Source organism: Gemmatimonas sp., assembly GCF_027531815.1.
Lineage (GTDB): Bacteria > Gemmatimonadota > Gemmatimonadetes > Gemmatimonadales > Gemmatimonadaceae > Gemmatimonas.
Genome location: NZ_JAPZSK010000009.1, coordinates 19,790 through 37,611, shown reverse-complemented (window position 1 = coordinate 37,611; position 17,822 = coordinate 19,790). Strand labels below are relative to the sequence as shown.

General features: G+C 71.3%; 12 protein-coding genes. 6 read left to right on the top strand and 6 right to left on the bottom strand.

Annotated features, from left to right (window positions below; genetic code table 11):
- Positions 1–5: 5 nt before the first annotated feature.
- Both O9271_RS11980 and O9271_RS11975 read right to left on the bottom strand, forming a co-directional pair.
- Positions 6–1,088, bottom strand: coding sequence for a membrane dipeptidase (locus O9271_RS11980; RefSeq protein WP_298269912.1), 1,083 nt, complete (start codon positions 1,086–1,088; stop codon positions 6–8).
- Complete coding sequence (locus O9271_RS11975; RefSeq protein WP_298269910.1) at positions 1,088–1,603, bottom strand: TetR/AcrR family transcriptional regulator; 516 nt, start codon at positions 1,601–1,603, stop codon at positions 1,088–1,090. The genes O9271_RS11980 and O9271_RS11975 overlap by 1 nt, the downstream gene beginning before the upstream one ends.
- 109 nt (positions 1,604–1,712) lie before the next feature.
- Between O9271_RS11975 and O9271_RS11970 the strand changes: the two genes are divergently transcribed.
- On the top strand, positions 1,713–4,067 hold the full coding sequence (locus tag O9271_RS11970; RefSeq protein ID WP_298269907.1) for a TonB-dependent receptor: 2,355 nt from the start codon (positions 1,713–1,715) through the stop codon (positions 4,065–4,067).
- A gap of 60 nt (positions 4,068–4,127) precedes the next feature.
- On the opposite strand, the gene O9271_RS11965 is transcribed toward O9271_RS11970, so the two are convergent.
- The gene (locus O9271_RS11965; RefSeq protein ID WP_298269905.1) at positions 4,128–5,852 is read right to left on the bottom strand and encodes an FAD-dependent oxidoreductase; all 1,725 of its coding nucleotides are present in this window, start codon (positions 5,850–5,852) and stop codon (positions 4,128–4,130) included.
- Positions 5,853–6,096: 244 nt separating this feature from the next.
- Here O9271_RS11965 and O9271_RS11960 point away from each other — a divergent pair, with 244 nt between their 5' ends.
- Together O9271_RS11960 and O9271_RS11955 are read left to right on the top strand one after the other, a co-directional pair.
- A complete protein-coding gene (locus O9271_RS11960; protein WP_298269903.1) occupies positions 6,097–7,551 on the top strand; it encodes a fatty acid desaturase in 1,455 nt (484 codons plus the stop codon).
- 67 nt (positions 7,552–7,618) lie between these two features.
- The gene (locus tag O9271_RS11955) at positions 7,619–8,125 is read left to right on the top strand and encodes a hypothetical protein (RefSeq protein ID WP_298269900.1); all 507 of its coding nucleotides are present in this window, start codon (positions 7,619–7,621) and stop codon (positions 8,123–8,125) included.
- A gap of 23 nt (positions 8,126–8,148) precedes the next feature.
- Here the strand turns inward: O9271_RS11955 and O9271_RS11950 are convergent, their stop codons facing one another.
- Positions 8,149–8,667 (bottom strand): hypothetical protein, encoded by a 519-nt coding sequence (locus O9271_RS11950; protein WP_298269899.1) that lies wholly within the window; start codon positions 8,665–8,667, stop codon positions 8,149–8,151.
- Between the two features lie 119 nt (positions 8,668–8,786).
- Between O9271_RS11950 and O9271_RS11945 the strand changes: the two genes are divergently transcribed.
- Complete coding sequence (locus O9271_RS11945) at positions 8,787–9,212, top strand: DUF6713 family protein (protein WP_298269896.1); 426 nt, start codon at positions 8,787–8,789, stop codon at positions 9,210–9,212.
- A 52-nt stretch (positions 9,213–9,264) separates the two neighbouring features.
- Here the strand turns inward: O9271_RS11945 and O9271_RS11940 are convergent, their stop codons facing one another.
- Positions 9,265–10,947 (bottom strand): peptide ABC transporter substrate-binding protein, encoded by a 1,683-nt coding sequence (locus O9271_RS11940; RefSeq protein WP_298269893.1) that lies wholly within the window; start codon positions 10,945–10,947, stop codon positions 9,265–9,267.
- Between the two features lie 101 nt (positions 10,948–11,048).
- On the opposite strand from O9271_RS11940, the gene O9271_RS11935 reads away from it, so the two are divergent.
- Together O9271_RS11935 and O9271_RS11930 are read left to right on the top strand one after the other, a co-directional pair.
- Entirely contained in the window at positions 11,049–12,038 is a 990-nt protein-coding gene (locus O9271_RS11935; protein WP_298269891.1) for an ABC transporter permease, read from the top strand.
- Positions 12,035–12,880, top strand: a complete 846-nt coding sequence (locus tag O9271_RS11930) for an ABC transporter permease (protein ID WP_298269888.1) — start codon at positions 12,035–12,037, stop codon at positions 12,878–12,880. The genes O9271_RS11935 and O9271_RS11930 overlap by 4 nt, the downstream gene beginning before the upstream one ends.
- 45 nt (positions 12,881–12,925) lie before the next feature.
- Here O9271_RS11930 and O9271_RS11925 read toward each other — a convergent pair whose 3' ends face one another.
- A complete protein-coding gene (locus tag O9271_RS11925; protein WP_298269885.1) occupies positions 12,926–17,761 on the bottom strand; it encodes a diguanylate cyclase in 4,836 nt (1,611 codons plus the stop codon).
- Positions 17,762–17,822: the final 61 nt, after the last annotated feature.

Below are 17,822 nucleotides of genomic sequence, written 5' to 3'. Positions count from 1 at the left end.
CGGCCCTAGCCCACCACCTGCGCCAGCACGCGCGCCATGTTTCCGCCGGCCATCTGCGCGACCTCGGCGGCCGAGAAGCCGGATGCCGTCAGGCCGGCCGTCCAGTCGCGGACCTGCGCGTAGCGCGACAGCACCGGGCGCAGGTTGGCGTCCATGTCCGTGCCAAGCCCGACGTGCGCCACGCCGACCACGTCGGCAAGCCGCTTGGTGTTCTCGACGAACTCCGCGAAGCTCGCGTTCGTGGCGCTGGGCCAGGCGCCCACGACCCCGCCCGTTGCTGCCACCAGCCGCGCGTGCGCGGGGCTGATCGTCCGCGCGGCCAGCGGGCGCACCTCGTCGCGTCGGAGCAGCGAGTGGCTCAGGAGCAGCGGTCCCGGCTCGAGGCGCGCGACGTCGCGCACCGTCTCGAACGTGGCGTGCGCGACGTCCACCAGCATGCGGCGTGCCGTCATGCGGCGCACCACCGCCGCGCCGAAGGCCGACAGGCCGCCGTGCTGCGGCGCGTGCGTCTGCAGGTCGCCGGCGGCATTCGGGGCGTAGTGCACGAGCTGGATCGAGCGGATCCCCGCCTCCCACAGCACGTCCACGCGACCGGGGTCGCCGTCGAGGAATTCGCTCCCCTCGCAGGCGAGCCACGCGGCCGTCTGGCCCTGACGCCGCGCCGTGTGCCACTCGGCCATGGACGAGACGATGCGCGCCTCGGCGCGGGGCAGCACGTCACGCGCCGCCGCGAGTTGACGCCGGAACTCGGCGTCGGCCTCGCCTGGGGCGAAGGCGCCGGTGACGGACACGCCCTCGCGACCGATCGTCAGCAGCGGGGCGTCGGCGACGAGACTCACGAAGCCGGCGCCCACGCCGCCCGCGCGCATCTCGCGCAGCGTGCGCAGCACCGCCTCGTCGCCCGGATACCCTGCCGTGCCGCGCGCGAACAGCTGCCCAGGATGCAGGTGCAGGTCGAACGTCATCGGGTCGGGCGGCGGCTGCAGCAGCTCGCCCAGCGCCGGCAGCGGCGACGCCCCTGCCGCGAGCCCCGCTGCCGCCGCCAGTGACGATCGCACGAACGCGCGACGCGACGTCACCGCAGGCACTATCGCACCTCCGCCCGGCACGCCTCGAGGTAACCGAGGGCGGCGCGGAGCACGCGCGGCCGGATGGTGTCCGCCACCGCCCGGCGAATGCGCCCATGCACCGCCACGAGCTCGGTGCGCAGCGCGAGGCGCTGCTCCTCGTGGTCCAGTGCGACGGCGAGGGTGCTGCGGTCGTACTGGGCGTGCAGCGCCAGATCCACGAACGCCGCGATCGCCGCGGGCAGCGGTGCGTCGCGCACCTGCGCCGCGACCGCCTCGACCGCCTCGGCCACGCCGCGCTGGGTGCGCTCGATGAGCGCAACCACGAGCGCGTCCTTGTTGGGAAAGTACTGGTACAGCGACCCCACGCTGATGCCGGCCACCGCCGCGACGCGGTTGGTGGTGAGCCCGGCAAGTCCATCGGCTGCGAGAATGCGAGTCGCGGCCTCGAGGATCCACTCGACCAGCTCGCGCGAGCGGTCCTGACGTGGGGCTTTCCGAGGGAGGATGGGGGGAGAGTTGCGGCGACCGCGCATGGCCGGAGAATGCGAGTAGTACGCGAGTAATTGCTCGCAAATACTTCCGGTGTCGGGCGGCGCGCAACCCCGGGGTCGGGCAAGCGCGCCGCCCCCCACCCAGACGACCATGCGATCCCTCGTCCGCGCGTGCCCGCTCGCGCTCCTCGTCACCGCCCTCCCGTCGGCCGCGGTCCGGGCCGGTGCGCAGGCCCCAACCCCGCCGCCGTCCGTTGCCGAGTCGAGGCGGACCGGTACGGTGAGCGGTCGCGTCGTCGACCGCGTCTCGCAGCGGCCGATCCCGGACGTCCGGGTCACGATCGCCGAGCTTGACCTCGAGGCCCGCAGCGACGCCAACGGGGGGTTCACGCTCCGCGGCGTCCCCGCCGGGACGCATCGCGTGCGGGCCGTTCTCGTCGGGTACCGGCCCGGGCTCGCGCCCGATGTCTCGGTGAGCGCGGGGTATCCGGCGCAGGTGCGCTTCGAGCTGCAACGACTCGAGACGACCCTCGCGGCGGTCCGCGTGGGCAGCGACGCCGCCGCACTCGCGCCGCCGCCCGATGCCCCGGTCACGACGATCACGCTGACAGCCGACCTCGTGCGGCGCGCCCCGGGCGCGCTGGCCGATGTGAGTCGCCTCGTGCAGTCGCTGCCGGGCGTGGCCGCCGGCAACGACCAGCGCAACGACATCATCGCCCGGGGCGGGGCGCCGAGCGAGAACCTGTTCCTGATTGACGGCTTCGAGGTGCCCGGCATCAACCACTTCGGCGCCCAGGGGACGTCCGGCGGCGGGATCGGGATGTTTCACAACGAGCTCCTTGCGCAGGCCACGTTCCATGCGGGCGCCTTCCCCTCGCAGTACGGCAACCGGCTGTCGGCGGTGCTCGACCTCCGGCAGCGGGACGGCGATCGCGAGCGCTGGCGGAGCCAGGCCGACATGAGCCTCGCCGGGCTGGGGCTGATCGTCGAGGGACCGATCGGCCGTCGTGCGTCGGTCATCGCCTCGGCGCGCGAGGGGTACTTCGGCCTCCTGGCCGGCCCGTTCGGACTCACGGCCGTGCCGCGCACCACTAATGGTCAGTTGCGTGCGTCCTGGGAGCCTGGCGCCGGTCACCGCGTCTGGCTTTCGGCCATTGCCGGCCGGGACGGCATCGACTTCGAGAGTCTCCCCACCGACCTCGAGAACCTCGACCCGACCGGTTCGGAGATCGTGCGAGGTGACCGCCACATGGCGGGCCTCGGCTGGCAGCATCCGCTCGGCGGGCGCGGGGTCGGCCGATTCACCGTGAGTCGCTCCGGGCTGGGCTACGGCGAGGAAGTCAATGAGGCGCGGCTCGGCGGCGCGCGAGCGTGGTTCAACCGGTCGCGCGAATCGGAGGTCACGGCAAAGTATGACCTGACCATGCAGCTTCCGGGGTTGGGCGAGCTCAACGCCGGGGCGGTGCGGCGGCGGCTGGCGACCCGGACGCGCATGGAGGCCCCGTTCGGCAGCTTCCTGCCGCTGGCGCCGTCGGGGCGCGTGAACCCGTTCGCCAGCGACGCGACCACGCGCGGCGACGTTGACGGCCTGCACCTGCAGCTGAGCCGGGCGGTGGGGCCCGCGCAGGTGACGGCCGGCGTGCGGGCCGACCGCTTCGGGATGTCCGAGGCGGTTCGCGTCGGCCCGCGCATCGCCGCCGCGTTCCGCGTCGCGCCGACGCTCGAGCTCACCGGCGGGGCGGGGCGCTATCACCAGCAGGTGCCGTTGGTCTACGTCGCCGCGATCCCCCGCAACCGCGCGCTGCCGCCAATGCGTGCCGACCACGCAGTCGTCGGCCTGGCGTGGACGCCCGCCCCCGCGCTGCGCGTCACGCTCGAGGCCTACGAGAAGCGCTACGCCGACTACCCGGTCTCCACCGACCTTCCGCAGTTCACTCTCGCGAATGCTGGCGACAGCTACGACGTGGTCGGCGCGCTGGTGCCGCTGACCGCCCGCGGGGTGGGACGCGTGCGCGGCCTCGAGCTCTTCGCGCAGCGCCAGCTGGTGCAGGGGACGTACTGGCAGGCGGCGGTCTCCACCACACACTCGCGGCAGGCGGCGCTCGACGGCGTGCTGCGCCGCGGGGCGTATGACGCGCCGTTCTCGGCGACGGTCATCGCCGGCCGGCGCGTCCGCCAACGCTGGGACCTCTCGACCCGTGCCTCGTGGGCCGCGGGCCGGCCGACGACGCCCGTGCGCACCGACCTCTCGACGGCGCAGCAGCGCCTCGTGCTGGACGCCATGCGGCTCAACGAAGACCGGTCGGCCGACTACCTGCGCGTCGATATGCGCGCCGAGCGGCGGGTCGCCCTCGGCGGGCGGACGCTGGCGGTGTACCTCGACGTGCAGAACGTGACCAACCGCCGCAACGTGGCCGGATTCGACTGGAACTCGAAGACCAACCGGCTCGCCTTCACCGAACAGGCAGGGTTGCTGCCGGTGCTGGGCCTCAACCTGAAGTTCTGAGCCGGGGTCGCGCGGATGCGGTGGTGGCTGAGGAGCGGGTCGAGTCGCGCGCGGGGGTGATCATCGTGGCAGATCGCGCGGCCAGTGCTGCGGCACGCCGTCGCGTTCGAGTTCCCGCTGAAAATCCCGGAGCAGGCGCTCCTGCCGACGCACGGCGCGCGGCAGGCAGCGGCGGGCCAGGCAGAACGCCACCAGGCTCCCCACGCTCTCCCCGATGTTCCATTCGATTGGATGCAGCCGGTAGCAGCCGTTGGTGAGGTGGGTGACGCCAAGGTTCTTGCACGCCGGCAGCAGGTTCTCCATGCGCGTCGGTAGCAGTGCGCCCAACGGAATCTGAAAGGGCAGGGTGGTGCCGTAGCGTCCGTAGTCACCACGGGTGGTGCGGTGCAGGTCCATGCTGTAGTGCCCGATCCCCACACTGTCGGGGAAGGCCGCCGCGTGCGTGGCGTCGGGACGGGCCGCGGCGGTGACGTGCTGTTCGCGCACGGTGAACTCGGCGGCAACGCGACGGCTTTCGCGGATGTACGGATACTTCGCGAACCCGTCGTCGGTGCCCATGATGTCCGGCCGCAGTCGCAGCCCCGGCCAGCCGGCACCGCCATCGGGGCGCGGGGCCTCCGTCTGCAGCCAGTAAAACAGCGCAAGGCCCTGTTCCTTCGCGCGGGTGATCTGCTGCTGTGCCGTCGCCGGCGCCACGTCGATGAGCGACCCGAACGAATAGTCGTTCAGCCCCCAGTTGATGATGCTGACATCGTGCCGGTACCGCGCATCGACGGTCGGTTGCGGAGCAAAGAGGTCGCGGTCGATCACGCGACGGTACGACCAATAGCCGGTGCGCCGCTCGGGATCGAAGCCGATGCGCCGGTTGGCCGGCTCGTCGAAGCTGAGCAGCCGATACGTCACCCCGTCGGCGGCGGGAATCGCCAGGTCGCGCCAGTGTGCATAGTCACTCGGCCGCTCGATCACGTGGTGCTCTCCCGGGCGATACTCGAGGGCGAAGCACATCGTGAACGCCTGCACGTTGTCAGGCTCCGCGTCGCGCTTGGCATGCGGCTCGCCGGTCTGGGCGACTGACTCGGCGCCCGTGACGTACTCCGTGCGCGTCAGCGGCAGCAGATCGCCGAGTTCGGTGGCGTCGGCGAAGTAGGGCGCATGGAGCACGACATCGCGTGCGGTGTCACCATGCCGCACGCGCACCGCCTGTACGCGGTCACGGTGCACGTCGGCGGCCACGGCGGTGTGCTCGCGCAGGATGCGCAGCTGCCCGCTGTGCACGTAGGGGGCGAGCATCGCTTCGATCACGGCCAGTGCGACGCGCGGTTCGCAGCCAATGCGCGACACCCAGCAGTTGCCGGGATTGAGACGGACGTTCGCCCTGGCCCGCGCGGTGAGCGGGGTTTGCGTGCGATAGTAATCGCGCATGCCGGAGCGCAGCGTCAGGTAACTGCGGGTACTCCCGATGGTTTCGATCCACGCATTCTCGTCGGGCGGCACCGCCTGCTGGGTGAGTTGTCCGCCGATCCAATCGGTCTGCTCGGTCATGATCACCCGGAGCCCACGCCGCGCGGCGGCCAGCGCGGCGGCACAGCCGCCCAGGCCGCCGCCAATGATCACGAGATCGGCGGTCAGTTCACCGGCCATGCCGGGGGGGTCGCCACCGGGCCACGTGCGCCGGGTTGGAGCAAGACACCCGGGGACGGCCAGCATCACTGGCGCGGCCACGGCCAATCGCTGGAGAAAGTCGCGTCGGCCCACGTTGCCGGTCGACTGGCCGTGACGGGTCATGTGCTCGCGGGTGCCTGCGCGGATGCGGTCATGAATGGGTTCGGGACGACCGCCAGCGGCGTACGCCCCGGGCAATCGTCCGCAGGAGTCTACGCGGTTTCACGATGGACGGGTGATTTCGAAGGCTCGCGTCGCCCCGGATGTCGCAGTGGCCGGATTGCCGGCGCCCAATCCGCACCCGGCTCGGCCGCCGCCGCTCCGAGCCGCACCCCCGGCCGCGGAACGGGACGATAAGCTGTTGATCATGACGCCGATCGTCTGGACCGATCACAAGCGGTATCTCTGGGCCATGGCGCTGGCCATGCCGCTCCTGCCGTTTCTGGCCTTGGGGCTCCACGCGGTCACCGGTGCGAGCCTCTGGCTCTGGCTTGGCCCGCTGGTCGTGCTTGGCGTGGTCCCGCTGGTCGACCTCGTCGTGGGCCTCGACCGGGCCAACCCGCCGGCAGAGATGACGGCCGCGCTCGAGGGAGACCGCTACTACCGGTGGGTCACGTATCTCTTTCTGCCGTTGCAGTACGCCGGCTTCGTCGTTGCCTTCCGCGCCATCGCCAGCGGTGACCTCTCGGTCGCCGAATGCCTCGGCCTCTCCGTCACGGTGGGTTGCATCGGCGGCCTCGGCATCAACACCGCCCACGAACTCGGCCACAAAAAGGAAGGTGTGGAGCGCTGGCTGTCCAAGATCGCTCTCGCCCAGTGCTGGTACGGCCACTTCTACATCGAGCACAACCGCGGCCATCACGTGCGCGTCGCCACGCCGGACGACCCGGCCAGCAGCCGGCTGGGGGAGTCGTTCTACCGGTTCTGGCCACGCACCGTGGTCGGATCACTGCGCAGTGCGTGGCAGCTCGAAGCGCGACGCCATGCGCGCCTGGGCCAGCACCCGTTTCGGCCGGGGAACCACGTGCTGCACGCGTGGCTGATGTCCGCCGCGCTCTGGACGGCCATGGTCCTCTGGCTGGGCGTCGGGGTGCTGCCGTACCTCCTGCTGCAGGGCGTGATCGGGTTCACCCTGCTCGAAGCGGTGAACTATCTCGAACACTATGGCCTGCTGCGCCAGCGCGTCGGGGCCCCGGGACGCGAGCGGTACGAGCAGGTGGCCCCGCGTCACTCGTGGAATGCCAATCACCTCACGACCAACCTGCTGCTGTATCACCTGCAGCGGCACAGCGACCACCATGCCCACCCCACCCGGCGCTATCAGGCGCTGCGCGATCACGCGGAGGCGCCGGTGCTCCCCGCCGGCTACGCCGGCATGATCCTGCTGGCCCTGATCCCGCCGCTGTGGTTTCGCGTCGTCGATCCGCGGGTACTCGCGCACTATGGCGGTGACGTACGTCTCGCCAACCTTGCGCCACACGCCCGGGCGCGACTGCTGGCGCGCTACCCGTCCTCGTCCGGCACGGCGCCGTCACTGCGCGACCTCGGGGCACGAGCTGCCGGCAGCGCGGAGCACATGACGCCGCACACTTCGTCACACACGTCAGCGCACACGCCGCCGCACACGGACGCATACGGCTGCCCGGGATGCGGCTATGTGTACGCCCCACGGCGCGGTGCCCCGCGCGAAGGGTACCCGGTCGGTACGCCGTGGGCCGCCCTGCCCGCCGATTGGCCCTGTCCCGACTGCGGGGTGCGCGAGAAGGCGGACTTCGTGCCGCTGGCGTCAGTCGCACCACAAGTGGAGACCGGACCCGCCTGACCATGGCGCGGCTGGCCGACGAGGCGGGCACCCCGGTGCATCCGGCGGGTACGAGCGATGTTCACCCATGGACCACCACGTCCCCCATACACGCTTCCCGTACACCATCACGATGAAGCGACAACTCGTCATGGCCGCCACTCCCCGCTTCAGCATGGTCACCTGGGGTCTGGGCATCGTGCTCCTGGCGCTCGTGGCCACCCTCGCCCTGGCCGCACCGCCGGTCGAGCGGCGGGCCGTTGAGCTGACCTTCCTGAAAGCGAAGACAGGGCAGCGGGAGCAGCTGAAGACGTTCATCATCCGGAACTGGTTCGCCATGGACCGGATCGCCAGGGAACAGGGGCTGCTCAGCGCCTTCACCGTCATGGACACCGGCACCGACGAGGGCGCCTGGAACGTCCTCGTCTCGGTGACCTACATGAACGACAAGGGCTACGACGGGATCGCCGACGCGTTCGAGCGGATTCGTCGCGCCCATGTCCCGGTACGTATCGATGGGAAGGAGCTGCGAGACCTCGGTGCAATCGTCGACTCGAAGCGCCTGTTCGAGTACCCGGCATCGACCACGCCGTGATACCCGGCGGAGGGCTCGACTTCCTACCGGCGCCGCGTCTCCTGCCGCCACTGTCGCGCGAACAGCACCACCGCAGCACCCAGCACGAGCCAGGCCGTCATCCGGCACCACGCGGCCAGTTGCGCTTCCCGGGCCAGGACCCCCGCGTGCGCCAACAGGTAGTTCCAGTCGTGGATGATCTCCTCGCCATCCCCGATCGACACGAGCGGCAGGTCGAGCGTGCGGGCATCGCCGATGTAGGCGGCAAGGTTGCCCAGACTCGACGCCAGCCAGAACAGGGGCATGATGGCCCCCAGCGCATCCCCCTGCCGGCGGAGCAGCAGCCCCGCGGCGATCGGCACCAGCAGCTGCGTGAGGCTCCCACCAGCGACGGCACACCACTCGCCGAGCGGACTCCAGAGCACATGCCCCAGCTCATGAAACGCCAGCGTGATGCCACCGAACAGCCCGGCGGCCTCGGGCGCCATCCGAATGACCCGCTGGGCGTCGTAGGCCAGCGCGAGCGCGAGGCCGGCATAGAGCGTCGGGCGGGCGCGGGTCACGGAGGCAAGACCAGGCCAGGCCAACTGGCCCGCTGGACAGGGGGCGCGCAGTATGTTGAAGCGCAGGGGGGGCGCTCGGCGTGAGCGGGTCTCCGGAACCGTGCCCACAGGAGGCGCATGTGCGACTGACGCCGACACTCGAGCGGCTCTACCTGGCGAATGCCGTGGTGCTGATCGTCCACCAGATGGACGCGGCCTACTGGCAGGAATGGCAGCTCTTCCATTTGCCCGGTGGCCTCGCCCTCTACCTCGTGCTGAACATCCCCCTCGTCCTGCTGGTGCTGGCGGGCTACGGCGCGGTCGTGGCGCGTCGGCCCTCGGCCGTCGCCTACTCGTGGGGGCTGGTCGCTGCCGGGCTGTTCGCCGTGACGTTCCACGCCGCCTATCTCCTCGCCGGACACGCAGCGTTCCGCGCGCCGGCATCGCTCGCCCTGCTTGCCGACACGGCGCTCCTGTCCGGCGCGCAGGCCGTGCTGCTCCACCGGGCCCGGCGCCGCGCCAAGGCCGCCCACGAGACGTCCTTGCCGCCGCACGTGAACGCCTGATGTTGGCGATAGGCGCCGCCCGGGTGACATCGTGCCCCCGCCAACGCCCCCGCTACCGCAGCGCCGTTGTCCGCGTTCCATCGGCTCGCCAGTCACCGAGCTGCGCCAGCCAGGCATCGGGGCGCACTCCCACCGGCACCAGCCGGGCGTGCACGGCGGCCAGGTTGCGCGGCTCGTAAAGCCAGATCGCTGGCGCATCGGCCACGAGGAGGGCGTGGGCGCGTCGAAACAGCGCCGTGCGCGCGGCCGGCTCGAAGGTCGCGATCGCGCTGTCGATCGTGGCGTCGAACGCCGCGCTCGCATACCGCCCGAAGTTGGCCCCGACATCATCCCCCTTGGGCGCGCCCCAGGCCTGCCGCAGCGCCGAGGGGCTGGGATCGTTCCGCCACACGTTGAGCGCGGCCTCGAAGTCGCCCTGCTGCAGCCGGCTGGCGAACACGCCCGCGTCCACCGGCTCGATCTCCACGCCCACGCCGGCCGCGGCGAGCTGGCCCTGGAGCAGCACCGCCAGCTTCTTGCGGGTGCCGCTCGAGGCGGGCACCAGAATGGCGAAGCGCAGCGGGCGGCCGTTCTTCATCCGCACCGGATTCCCAGCCACCCGACGCCACCCGAGCGAGTCGAGGGCCCGGCCTGCGGCCACGGAATCGAAGGCGATGCCGGGCGCCGTCGTGTCGACCGTGACATCGGCGCGCGTGAAGGGCCCCAGCGCTACCCGCCCCAGCGAATCCAGCGCATTCCGCACCACGGCGCCACGATCGATGGCTTGCGTCAACGCGAGCCGCAACGCCCGATCGGCGAACAGCGACGACCGCCCACGCGGCGTCCGGTGATTGAGCGCGAGATAGCCGTAATCGAGGCTCCCGTATTCGACGGCCTTGAGCGTCGGCGTCGCCGCCACCTTGCCGACCGCATCACCGCGCAACACCTCCAGTACATCGGCCTGACCGGTGATGACCGCCATCGTGGCCGTGTTGGGATCGGGCGCCACCGACCAGATCACCCGATCGAAGCGCGGGCGCCCGCGATAGTTGACGCTGTCGGCCACCAGCACCAGCCGCTGCTTGCGCTCCCACGTGCCGAATCGGTAGCGCCCGCTCCCCACCGGGGCGCTCGCGTACGCCGACGCCAGCAGGCCGTCGCGCGGCACGGTGTCGAGCAGGTGCTTCGGCATGATGGCGAGATTGTAGACGAGCTGAAAGAACTGCTCGGGGTGCCGCCGGTGCCACCACGCCACCGCGGTGCGGGCGTCCCGCACGGTCACGGAATCGATGCCGTCGAAGCCGCGCGCATGCATCGACCCCACGGCTGGATCGGTGTAGAGCGCGAACGAGAACTGCACATCGGCCGCGGTCACCGGGCGCCCGTCGTGCCAGCGCGCCGCCGAATCGATCTCGAAGGCAATCGACAGCGAGTCGGTCGACCACAGCCAACGGTGGGCGAGGCGCGGCGCGAAGCCGGCGTCGCCATCGGTCCGGACGCGGGTTGACGTCGGCTCGGCGAGATGATCGAAGAGCAGATCGACGACCTGCTTGCCCGCCGTCGTGGCGACGAGCGGCGGCACCAGGGCATCGGCATCGGCGGCCGTGGCGATCACGACGCCGGCCGTGCTGGCCAGATCCGCGGTCGCGTCGTCCGCGGCCGGTTCACCGCACGCGGCGGCGAGCAGGAGGCCGAGCAGGAGCGCGCTGGGCGCGGGGACCGCGTGAACGAGGCGCGTGCGAACGGACATCTTCATGGCAAGGTCGGTGAATCGGGAACGATGATGGCCAGGCGCGGGGCGTGCGGACACACGCTCCTCGATGAAGTATCGGCCGCATCCGGCCGAGACTTTCGTCCATGCGCGTGTCGATCATTCGGCGGCTGAGCCGATCAGTGCTGGTCGTCCTGCTGGCGACGACGGCCAGCTTCGCGCTGCTGCGTCTGGCCCCGGGGGATGCCACGACCGGATCGGTGGAGGGGCGCGGGCGCACGGCGAGCGAGCGGGCGGTGCTCGCTCAGCAGCTGGGGCTGCAGCAGCCGCTGCCGGTGCAGCTCGCCCGGTATGTCGGCGACGTGCTGCGTGGCCGGCTGGGCGTCTCCAGCAGTGAAGGCCGACCGGTCATCGACGTCATGGGCGACGCGCTGCCGGCGACGGTCCTGCTCTCCGGCACCGCCCTGCTTCTTGCGGCCCTCCTCGGGGTAAGCGTCGGTACGCTGCACGGCTGGCGCCCGGAGAGCCGAGGGGTCCGTCTGGCCGCCACGGCGCTCACCGCCGGCTATGCCGTGCCCGAGGTCGTGCTTGGCACCGCGCTGCTGGCCGTCTTCGCCTTGCATGCTGGCCTCTTTCCCGCCGGTGGACTCGACGATCCGCTGGTGGCGCTCACCGGCTCCGCGATGGCCCGCTGGCGCGATCGGGGCTGGCATGTGGTGCTGCCGGCCAGCGCGCTGGCGCTGTCGTGGAGCGCCGTGATCGTGCGGCAGCAGCGCCAGGCGGTGCGCGCCACGGCGGGTGAGCCCCACGTGCAGGCGGCGCAGGCGCGAGGCGTTACCCCGTTGCGGCTGCTGCTGCAGCATGTGCTGCGCCCCTCGATGGCGGGGAGCGTGGCGCTGCTGGGGACGATGCTCCCGGTCGTGGCCGGGGGCACCATCGTCGTGGAAACACTCTTCTCGTGGCCCGGCATGGGGTCACTGCTGGTGCGGGCCGTGACGCTGCGCGACGCGCCGCTGGTGGCCGGTATCGTCATTCTCGTGTCGGCCGCCGTGGCGGCGGGATCGCTGCTCACCGAGCTGCTGGCGTCGCGGCTCGATCCGCGGCTGCGTACCGCCGCCGACGTACGCCGATCATGAGCGTCGTACTGCGTGCCCGGTACGCAGCGCCGCTGGCGCGCCCGCGATGGCGGGCTCCGCGCCTGCCGCTGTCGACGGCGCTGCTGTTGCTGATCGTCCTGTCTGCCCTCGCCGCCCCGTGGATCGCCCCCTACGACCCCACGCAGCAGCTGGACATCGTGGCGCTCAAGAATGCCCCGCCCAGTCCCGTGCATCTGCTGGGCACCGATCCCTACTCGCGCGACCTGCTGAGCCGCCTGCTGTACGGGGGCCGCGTGTCGCTCGCGGTGAGCGGGTTGGCCACAGTAGTCGCCGCGCTCCTGGCGATGGTTTGGGGAGGGATCGCCGCCGCGAGCGGGCCTGTCGTTGGTGGGGTGTTGATGGACGTGGCCGATGCGCTGCGGGCCATACCACGGAAACTGGTGCTGCTGGCCATCATGCTGGTGGTCCCGCATCCGTCGGTACCAATGCTGGCGCTTCTCCTTGGTGCCGGTAGCTGGACGGCGCTCGCGCAGGTGATCTACACCGAAGCGCGCACGGTGCGCGCCCGCGAATTCGTGCGCGCCGCCGAGGCACTCGGCGTGCCACCGCAACGTCTGCTGGTTCGTCACGTGGCCCCGCATCTCACCCAGGTCGTGGCCGCCGCCAGCGCCACGCTGCTCGCTGACCTGCTGGCGGTGGAGGCGGGCGTCTCCTTCCTCGGGCTCGGGGTCCGTCCGCCTACGCCCAGCTGGGGCACCATCCTGCAGGACGGCGTGGCCTACCTGGGGAGCGCGTGGTGGGTTGCGACGGCGCCGGCGCTCCTGCTGGTGTTCACCGTGCTCGGGGTGGCCCGCCTAGCCGACCGGCTGACCGCACGGTAGGCGCGGTGCCGGGGCGCGGTGCCGGGGCGCGGTGCCGCCCTGGGGCTACGCCGCGAAGCGCCCCGACGAGGATCCGCTGTCCGCCAGACCTCCCTCGGGCCCCCGTTGTGCCGACTGGGTCCCCACCAGTCGGTCCAGGAGCGGCGCATATCCCAGCGCCCTCGCGTTCACGGTGTACCGGGCGACAACCTCCTGCCACCGGTCCGGGGGCGTACCGACGGTGTGCATAGCCGTGGCGCACTCAGCGGCGAGCCAGACGGCGGCATACGAATCGAATCGATCGGCGACTGCCAGCGCGTCGCAGAGCACCTGCACCGCGTCGTCGGCTGCCCCCGCCGCGAGCTGCAGCCGTACCGCGAGGGCCACGAACAGTTCGCGTCCCTGGAACCACTGCTCACGCCCATCGAGAATCGCCTGCGCGGCCTGCAGCTGTGCACGGGCCGAGGCAACGTGCCCGAGGGTCAGCTCGGCGAGCCCGATGCCGCAGGTCGCCCCCGCGTGAATGTCGAGCTGCCCGAGCTGGCGCGCCAGCTGGATCGCCGCGCTGTACAGCTCGGTGGCGCCGGCTGCGTCGCCGCGCTCGCGCGCCAGGTGCGCGAGATTGTACAGCGCACCCAGCCGGTGTGGTTCGTGATGCGCGGCGCTCATGCTCCGTAACGTCTGCTCGAAACGGTGGCTCGCCTCCTCAAAGCGCCCCAGCTTCATGAGGAGCACGCCGAGGTTCATGGACGCCAGCGCCGTGAGGTCGGCGGCCTTCACCTCGGTGCCGATCTCGAGCGCGCTGGCGTAGGCCAGCTCGGCGGCCGGGTGATTTCCGGCCCGGTCACAGGCCACGCCGATGTTGATCTGGCCGCGCAACTGACCGCGCCGGTCCTGACGCTGCCGGAACAGGTCGAGTGCCTGGCGATAGTGGCGCACGGTATCGGCCGGGGCCGTGGTCAGCACGGCAGAGCCCTGGCGCATGATGGCGTCCGCCAGCAGGGCGGTGTCGCCCAACGTGCGGGCTACGGTCACCGCCGCGTCCGCCGTGCGCTTGGCTTCGGCATCGTTTCCCAACCGGCTGTGTACCTGCGACAGCATCATCAGCAGCGTGACCGCCTCCGCGTGATCCTCCGCGGCGAGCGCCGCGTCGTACAGCTGCTCGCAGCTGGCACACACGTCGGCCGCCGAGGCACCACGCAGCAGGCGCAGGCGCTGCACCATGCGGCGGGCCTTTCGGGCGACGCCGATCTCTGCCGCGCCCCCTTCGTGGTCGGTGAGCAGCGACCCGCAGCGTCGCTCAGCGTCCTCGTAGCGTCCCACGGTTTCCTCGAGCGTCGCCTGGCGCCAGGCCACTTCGGCGCACTCCACGGGGGTCACCGTGTGCCGTGCAGCCAGCGTCAGGCAGGTCGCCGCGGCATCGAAGGCATACACCGCCATGGCCCGATCGGCAGCGCGCAGGGCATGACTGAGCGCCTCGGGGCCACACCCCGCCTTGTCGAAGTGGGCGGCGATGTCGGCGGGGGCCGACGCCGGGCGGGAGGCGAGCAGCCGCGCCACGCGCTCGTGGATGCGCCGCATGCGCAGCGGATTCCCTGAACGGCGGAGCACGTCCGCCAGCAGCCCGTGCGTGAACTCGTACGTGGTGAGGCCGTATGGGGCGCACGACGTGAGCACTTGCGTACGCACACCTTCGTCGAGGGCATCGATGACCGCCTCCTCGTCGCGCGTGGTGGCCGCGAGCAGTAGGTCGGCGTCGAACCGGCTGCCGACAATCGCGGCGGCAGTGAGCACCTCCCGCGCGGCATCGGACAATCGCGCAAGCCGCCGGGTGAGCAACTCGCGCACGGCAGTCGGCATCGGTCGGTCCGGGTGGGGGTGATACCGCCATCCCCCATCGTCGAATGACAGCCCGCCCTCCTCGAGCAGCATCTGCAGCGCCTGCACGGCAAACAGCGGGTTCCCCTCGGTGTGTTCCGCCACATAGTCGATCAGTGCCGAATCGAGCGGGCGACCGCCGAGGGCGGTGCGCAACCAGTGCTCGAGTTCCTCGCGCGACAGGCGACCCAGCGTCAGTTCGCTGACGCACTCGTGCCGCGACAGGCGGGCCCGCCGTTGCGTGATGTCCGCCGGGATATCCTCGCGGCGCAGGGCGAGGCAGACCAGCAGGCGTTGACCGGACAGGCGTGGCACCAGCAGCTCGAGCACGTCCCATGTTTCGCGGTCGCCCCAGTGCATATCGTCGAGCACGATCACCAACGGCCGCTCGGCGGCCGCCGCGGTGAGATACTCCTCGATCTCGTGCATGAGCGTATAGCGGGCTGCTGGTGGTGCCGCGCCGGTCTCCGACCGATCGGTCGCCGCGCCCAGCGCCGGCACCAGCCGACCGAGCTCGCGCCACGCGCGCGTCGGCACGATGCCGAGGGCGTGGATGGCCCCGATCACGTCGGCCCACGGTCCGTAGGGGGGCCGCACATCGGCCTCGAGGCAGCGTCCCACCAGCAGTGCCCCGGCGCGCACGCTGATCTCCGGACCGAGCTGGCGCAACAGCGTTGACTTGCCAATCCCCGCTTCGCCCACGACCGCGACCACCTGCGGCGCGCCGCTGGCGGCCGCGTCGAGCAAGCGGCGCAGCCGCTGCCGCTCCGCGTGGCGGCCAACGAAGCCGTCGAGGAGTAGCACGGCATCACGCGCGGCAGTCACGGAGCTGGCGACGGCGACCGCATTGCGACCGCGGCGCTTCGCGCTGTACAGCGCCCCGTCGGCGGCGGCGAACAATTGGTCGAGCGATTGCCCATGGGCCGGGGCCGAGGCGACGCCGATCGACAGCGTCACCCGCACCGGATCCGGCGACCCATCGCGTCGGGCGCAGGACGCGCCCGCCACGACCGCCCGCAGCCGCTCCGCCACGGCGACTGCCTCCTCGAGGGTGCTCCCCGGCAGGAGCGCCACCAGCTCGTCACCCGCATACCGGGCGATGAAGTCGCTGGCGCGCGCGACCTGCTGCAGCAGCGCCGCGACCATCCGGAGCGTATCGTCCCCCTGCAGGTGCCCGAAGGCATCATTCACCAGCTTGAAGTGATCGATGTCCATGACCAGCAGCGACACCGGGCGTTCGGTGGTCCGACGCGCGTCCAGCACCCGCTCGGCCGCCTCGCGAAAGGCCCGACGCAGCGGCAGCCCCGTCAGATCGTCGAGCTCCGCGACCAGCGCCGGTGTCGGCGGGGGCTCGTGGGACACCGGGGCCGCGACCTCAGGCTCCGCACGGGCCGCCCGCGTTGAGACCACCCGTTCGAACGACGTGAAGACGGCCGGGTCGAACATTGTGCCGACATCGCGCCGCATGATGTCGACCGCCTCCTCGTGCGTGAACGCCCGCTTGTAGCTGCGTGTGCTGGTCAGCGCATCGTAGACATCGGCCACGCACAGGATGCGGGCAACGAGCGGAATCGCCTCGCCCCGGAGCTGATCGGGGTAGCCGGTACCGTCCCACTTCTCATGATGCGAGCGAATGATGGGCAGCACGTCCCACGGGAACTCCACGCCGGCGAGGATCTCCACCCCCGCCGTGGTATGGCTCCGCATGAGCGCCCACTCGGCGTCGGTCAGCTTCCCCGCCTTGTTCAGCACCTCTTCGGGAATGACAAGCTTGCCCACGTCATGCAGCAGCGCGCCGATGCGGAACCAGAAGAGGTCCTGATTCGCCATCCCCAGATCCGCGGCCATCGCGCAGGCCAGGTCGGCCACGCGCAGGCAATGGCCCTGCGTGTAGCGGTCCTTGGCTTCGATCGATTCACCCCAGCGCCGCGCCACCTGCAGGAACTCGGCCTCGAGCTGGCTATTGCGTCGGTCAATGTCGGCCAGGTCCCGGCGGGCGCGCAGCTGCCCGAACAGGCGATGGGCCCGATTCAGGTGCCGGAGGACGTCCTTGTTCTGCCCTTTGCGCCGGGCGAGCTCACCGGCCTCACGGGCCACCTCGGCCTGCAACAGTACGTCCTGACGCGTCTCCGCGATCTCCTCGGCGCGACGGAAGTGCTCCTCGGCGTCCGTCGGGTCCCCCGTTTCGCGCGCGATGACCCCCAGGAGCTTGCTCACCTGTCCCATGGAGCTGCCGTCGCCGGAGTGAACGGCGAGGTCCATGGCGTGCTGGACGGCGGCGTGAGCGCGCCCGAAGTCCTGCCGCGCCACCCACATCTCCGCGAGGTTCACATCGAGCAGCATGCGCGCGCTCGTGTCATGCTGGACGTCGCTGATCCGGACCGCCTCCCCGAAGGCATACTCCGCCGCCGCCCAGTCCTGCGCGTGGGTGTGCAGCAGCCCCAGGTTGTTGAGGGCGCCGATCATGTCCTTCGCCGATCCGAGCGCGCGATACTCCTCGAGGCTCGCCTCGTAGTGCCGGCGAGCCTCTGCGAGATCACCGCGCACGTTGGCGATGACCCCGAGGTTCTGCGCGGTCATCGCGGCCAGCTTCGCATCGCCCGCCCGGAGCGCGCGCGTCCGCGCGGTGAGGTACAGGCGCTCGGCCTCATCGAGGTCGCCCAGCTGCCAGTGCACGACCGCCTGAATGTTGATGGCACTGCCGGCGGCGCTTTCGTCGCCACAGGCCTCGGCCATCGTGACCGCGGCGTTCAGGCATTCGAGCGCCGCGTCCATCTGTGCGTCGCCTACATGCGTGCGGGCGATCCAGCGGAGGATCATCGAGGCCCGTCGTCCGTCGGCTTCGGTGCGGAGCGACGCGAGCGCCCGTTCGTACAGGGCCCGGGCCTCCGCGCGCTGCCCGCGTCGTTCGGCAGCCTGTCCTTCCTCGAGCAGGAGCTCGCCCTCGCTCGAGGTGACCGGCACCAGGGGCGCGTCGGCCAACAGGGCCAGCTTCGGGCGTCGCGTCTCCGCCTGGCGGCTCACGACGTCTCACTCCCGGCGCCGAGCGCGCACGGCGCAAGGCGGTTACCGGGCCGGAGAGCAA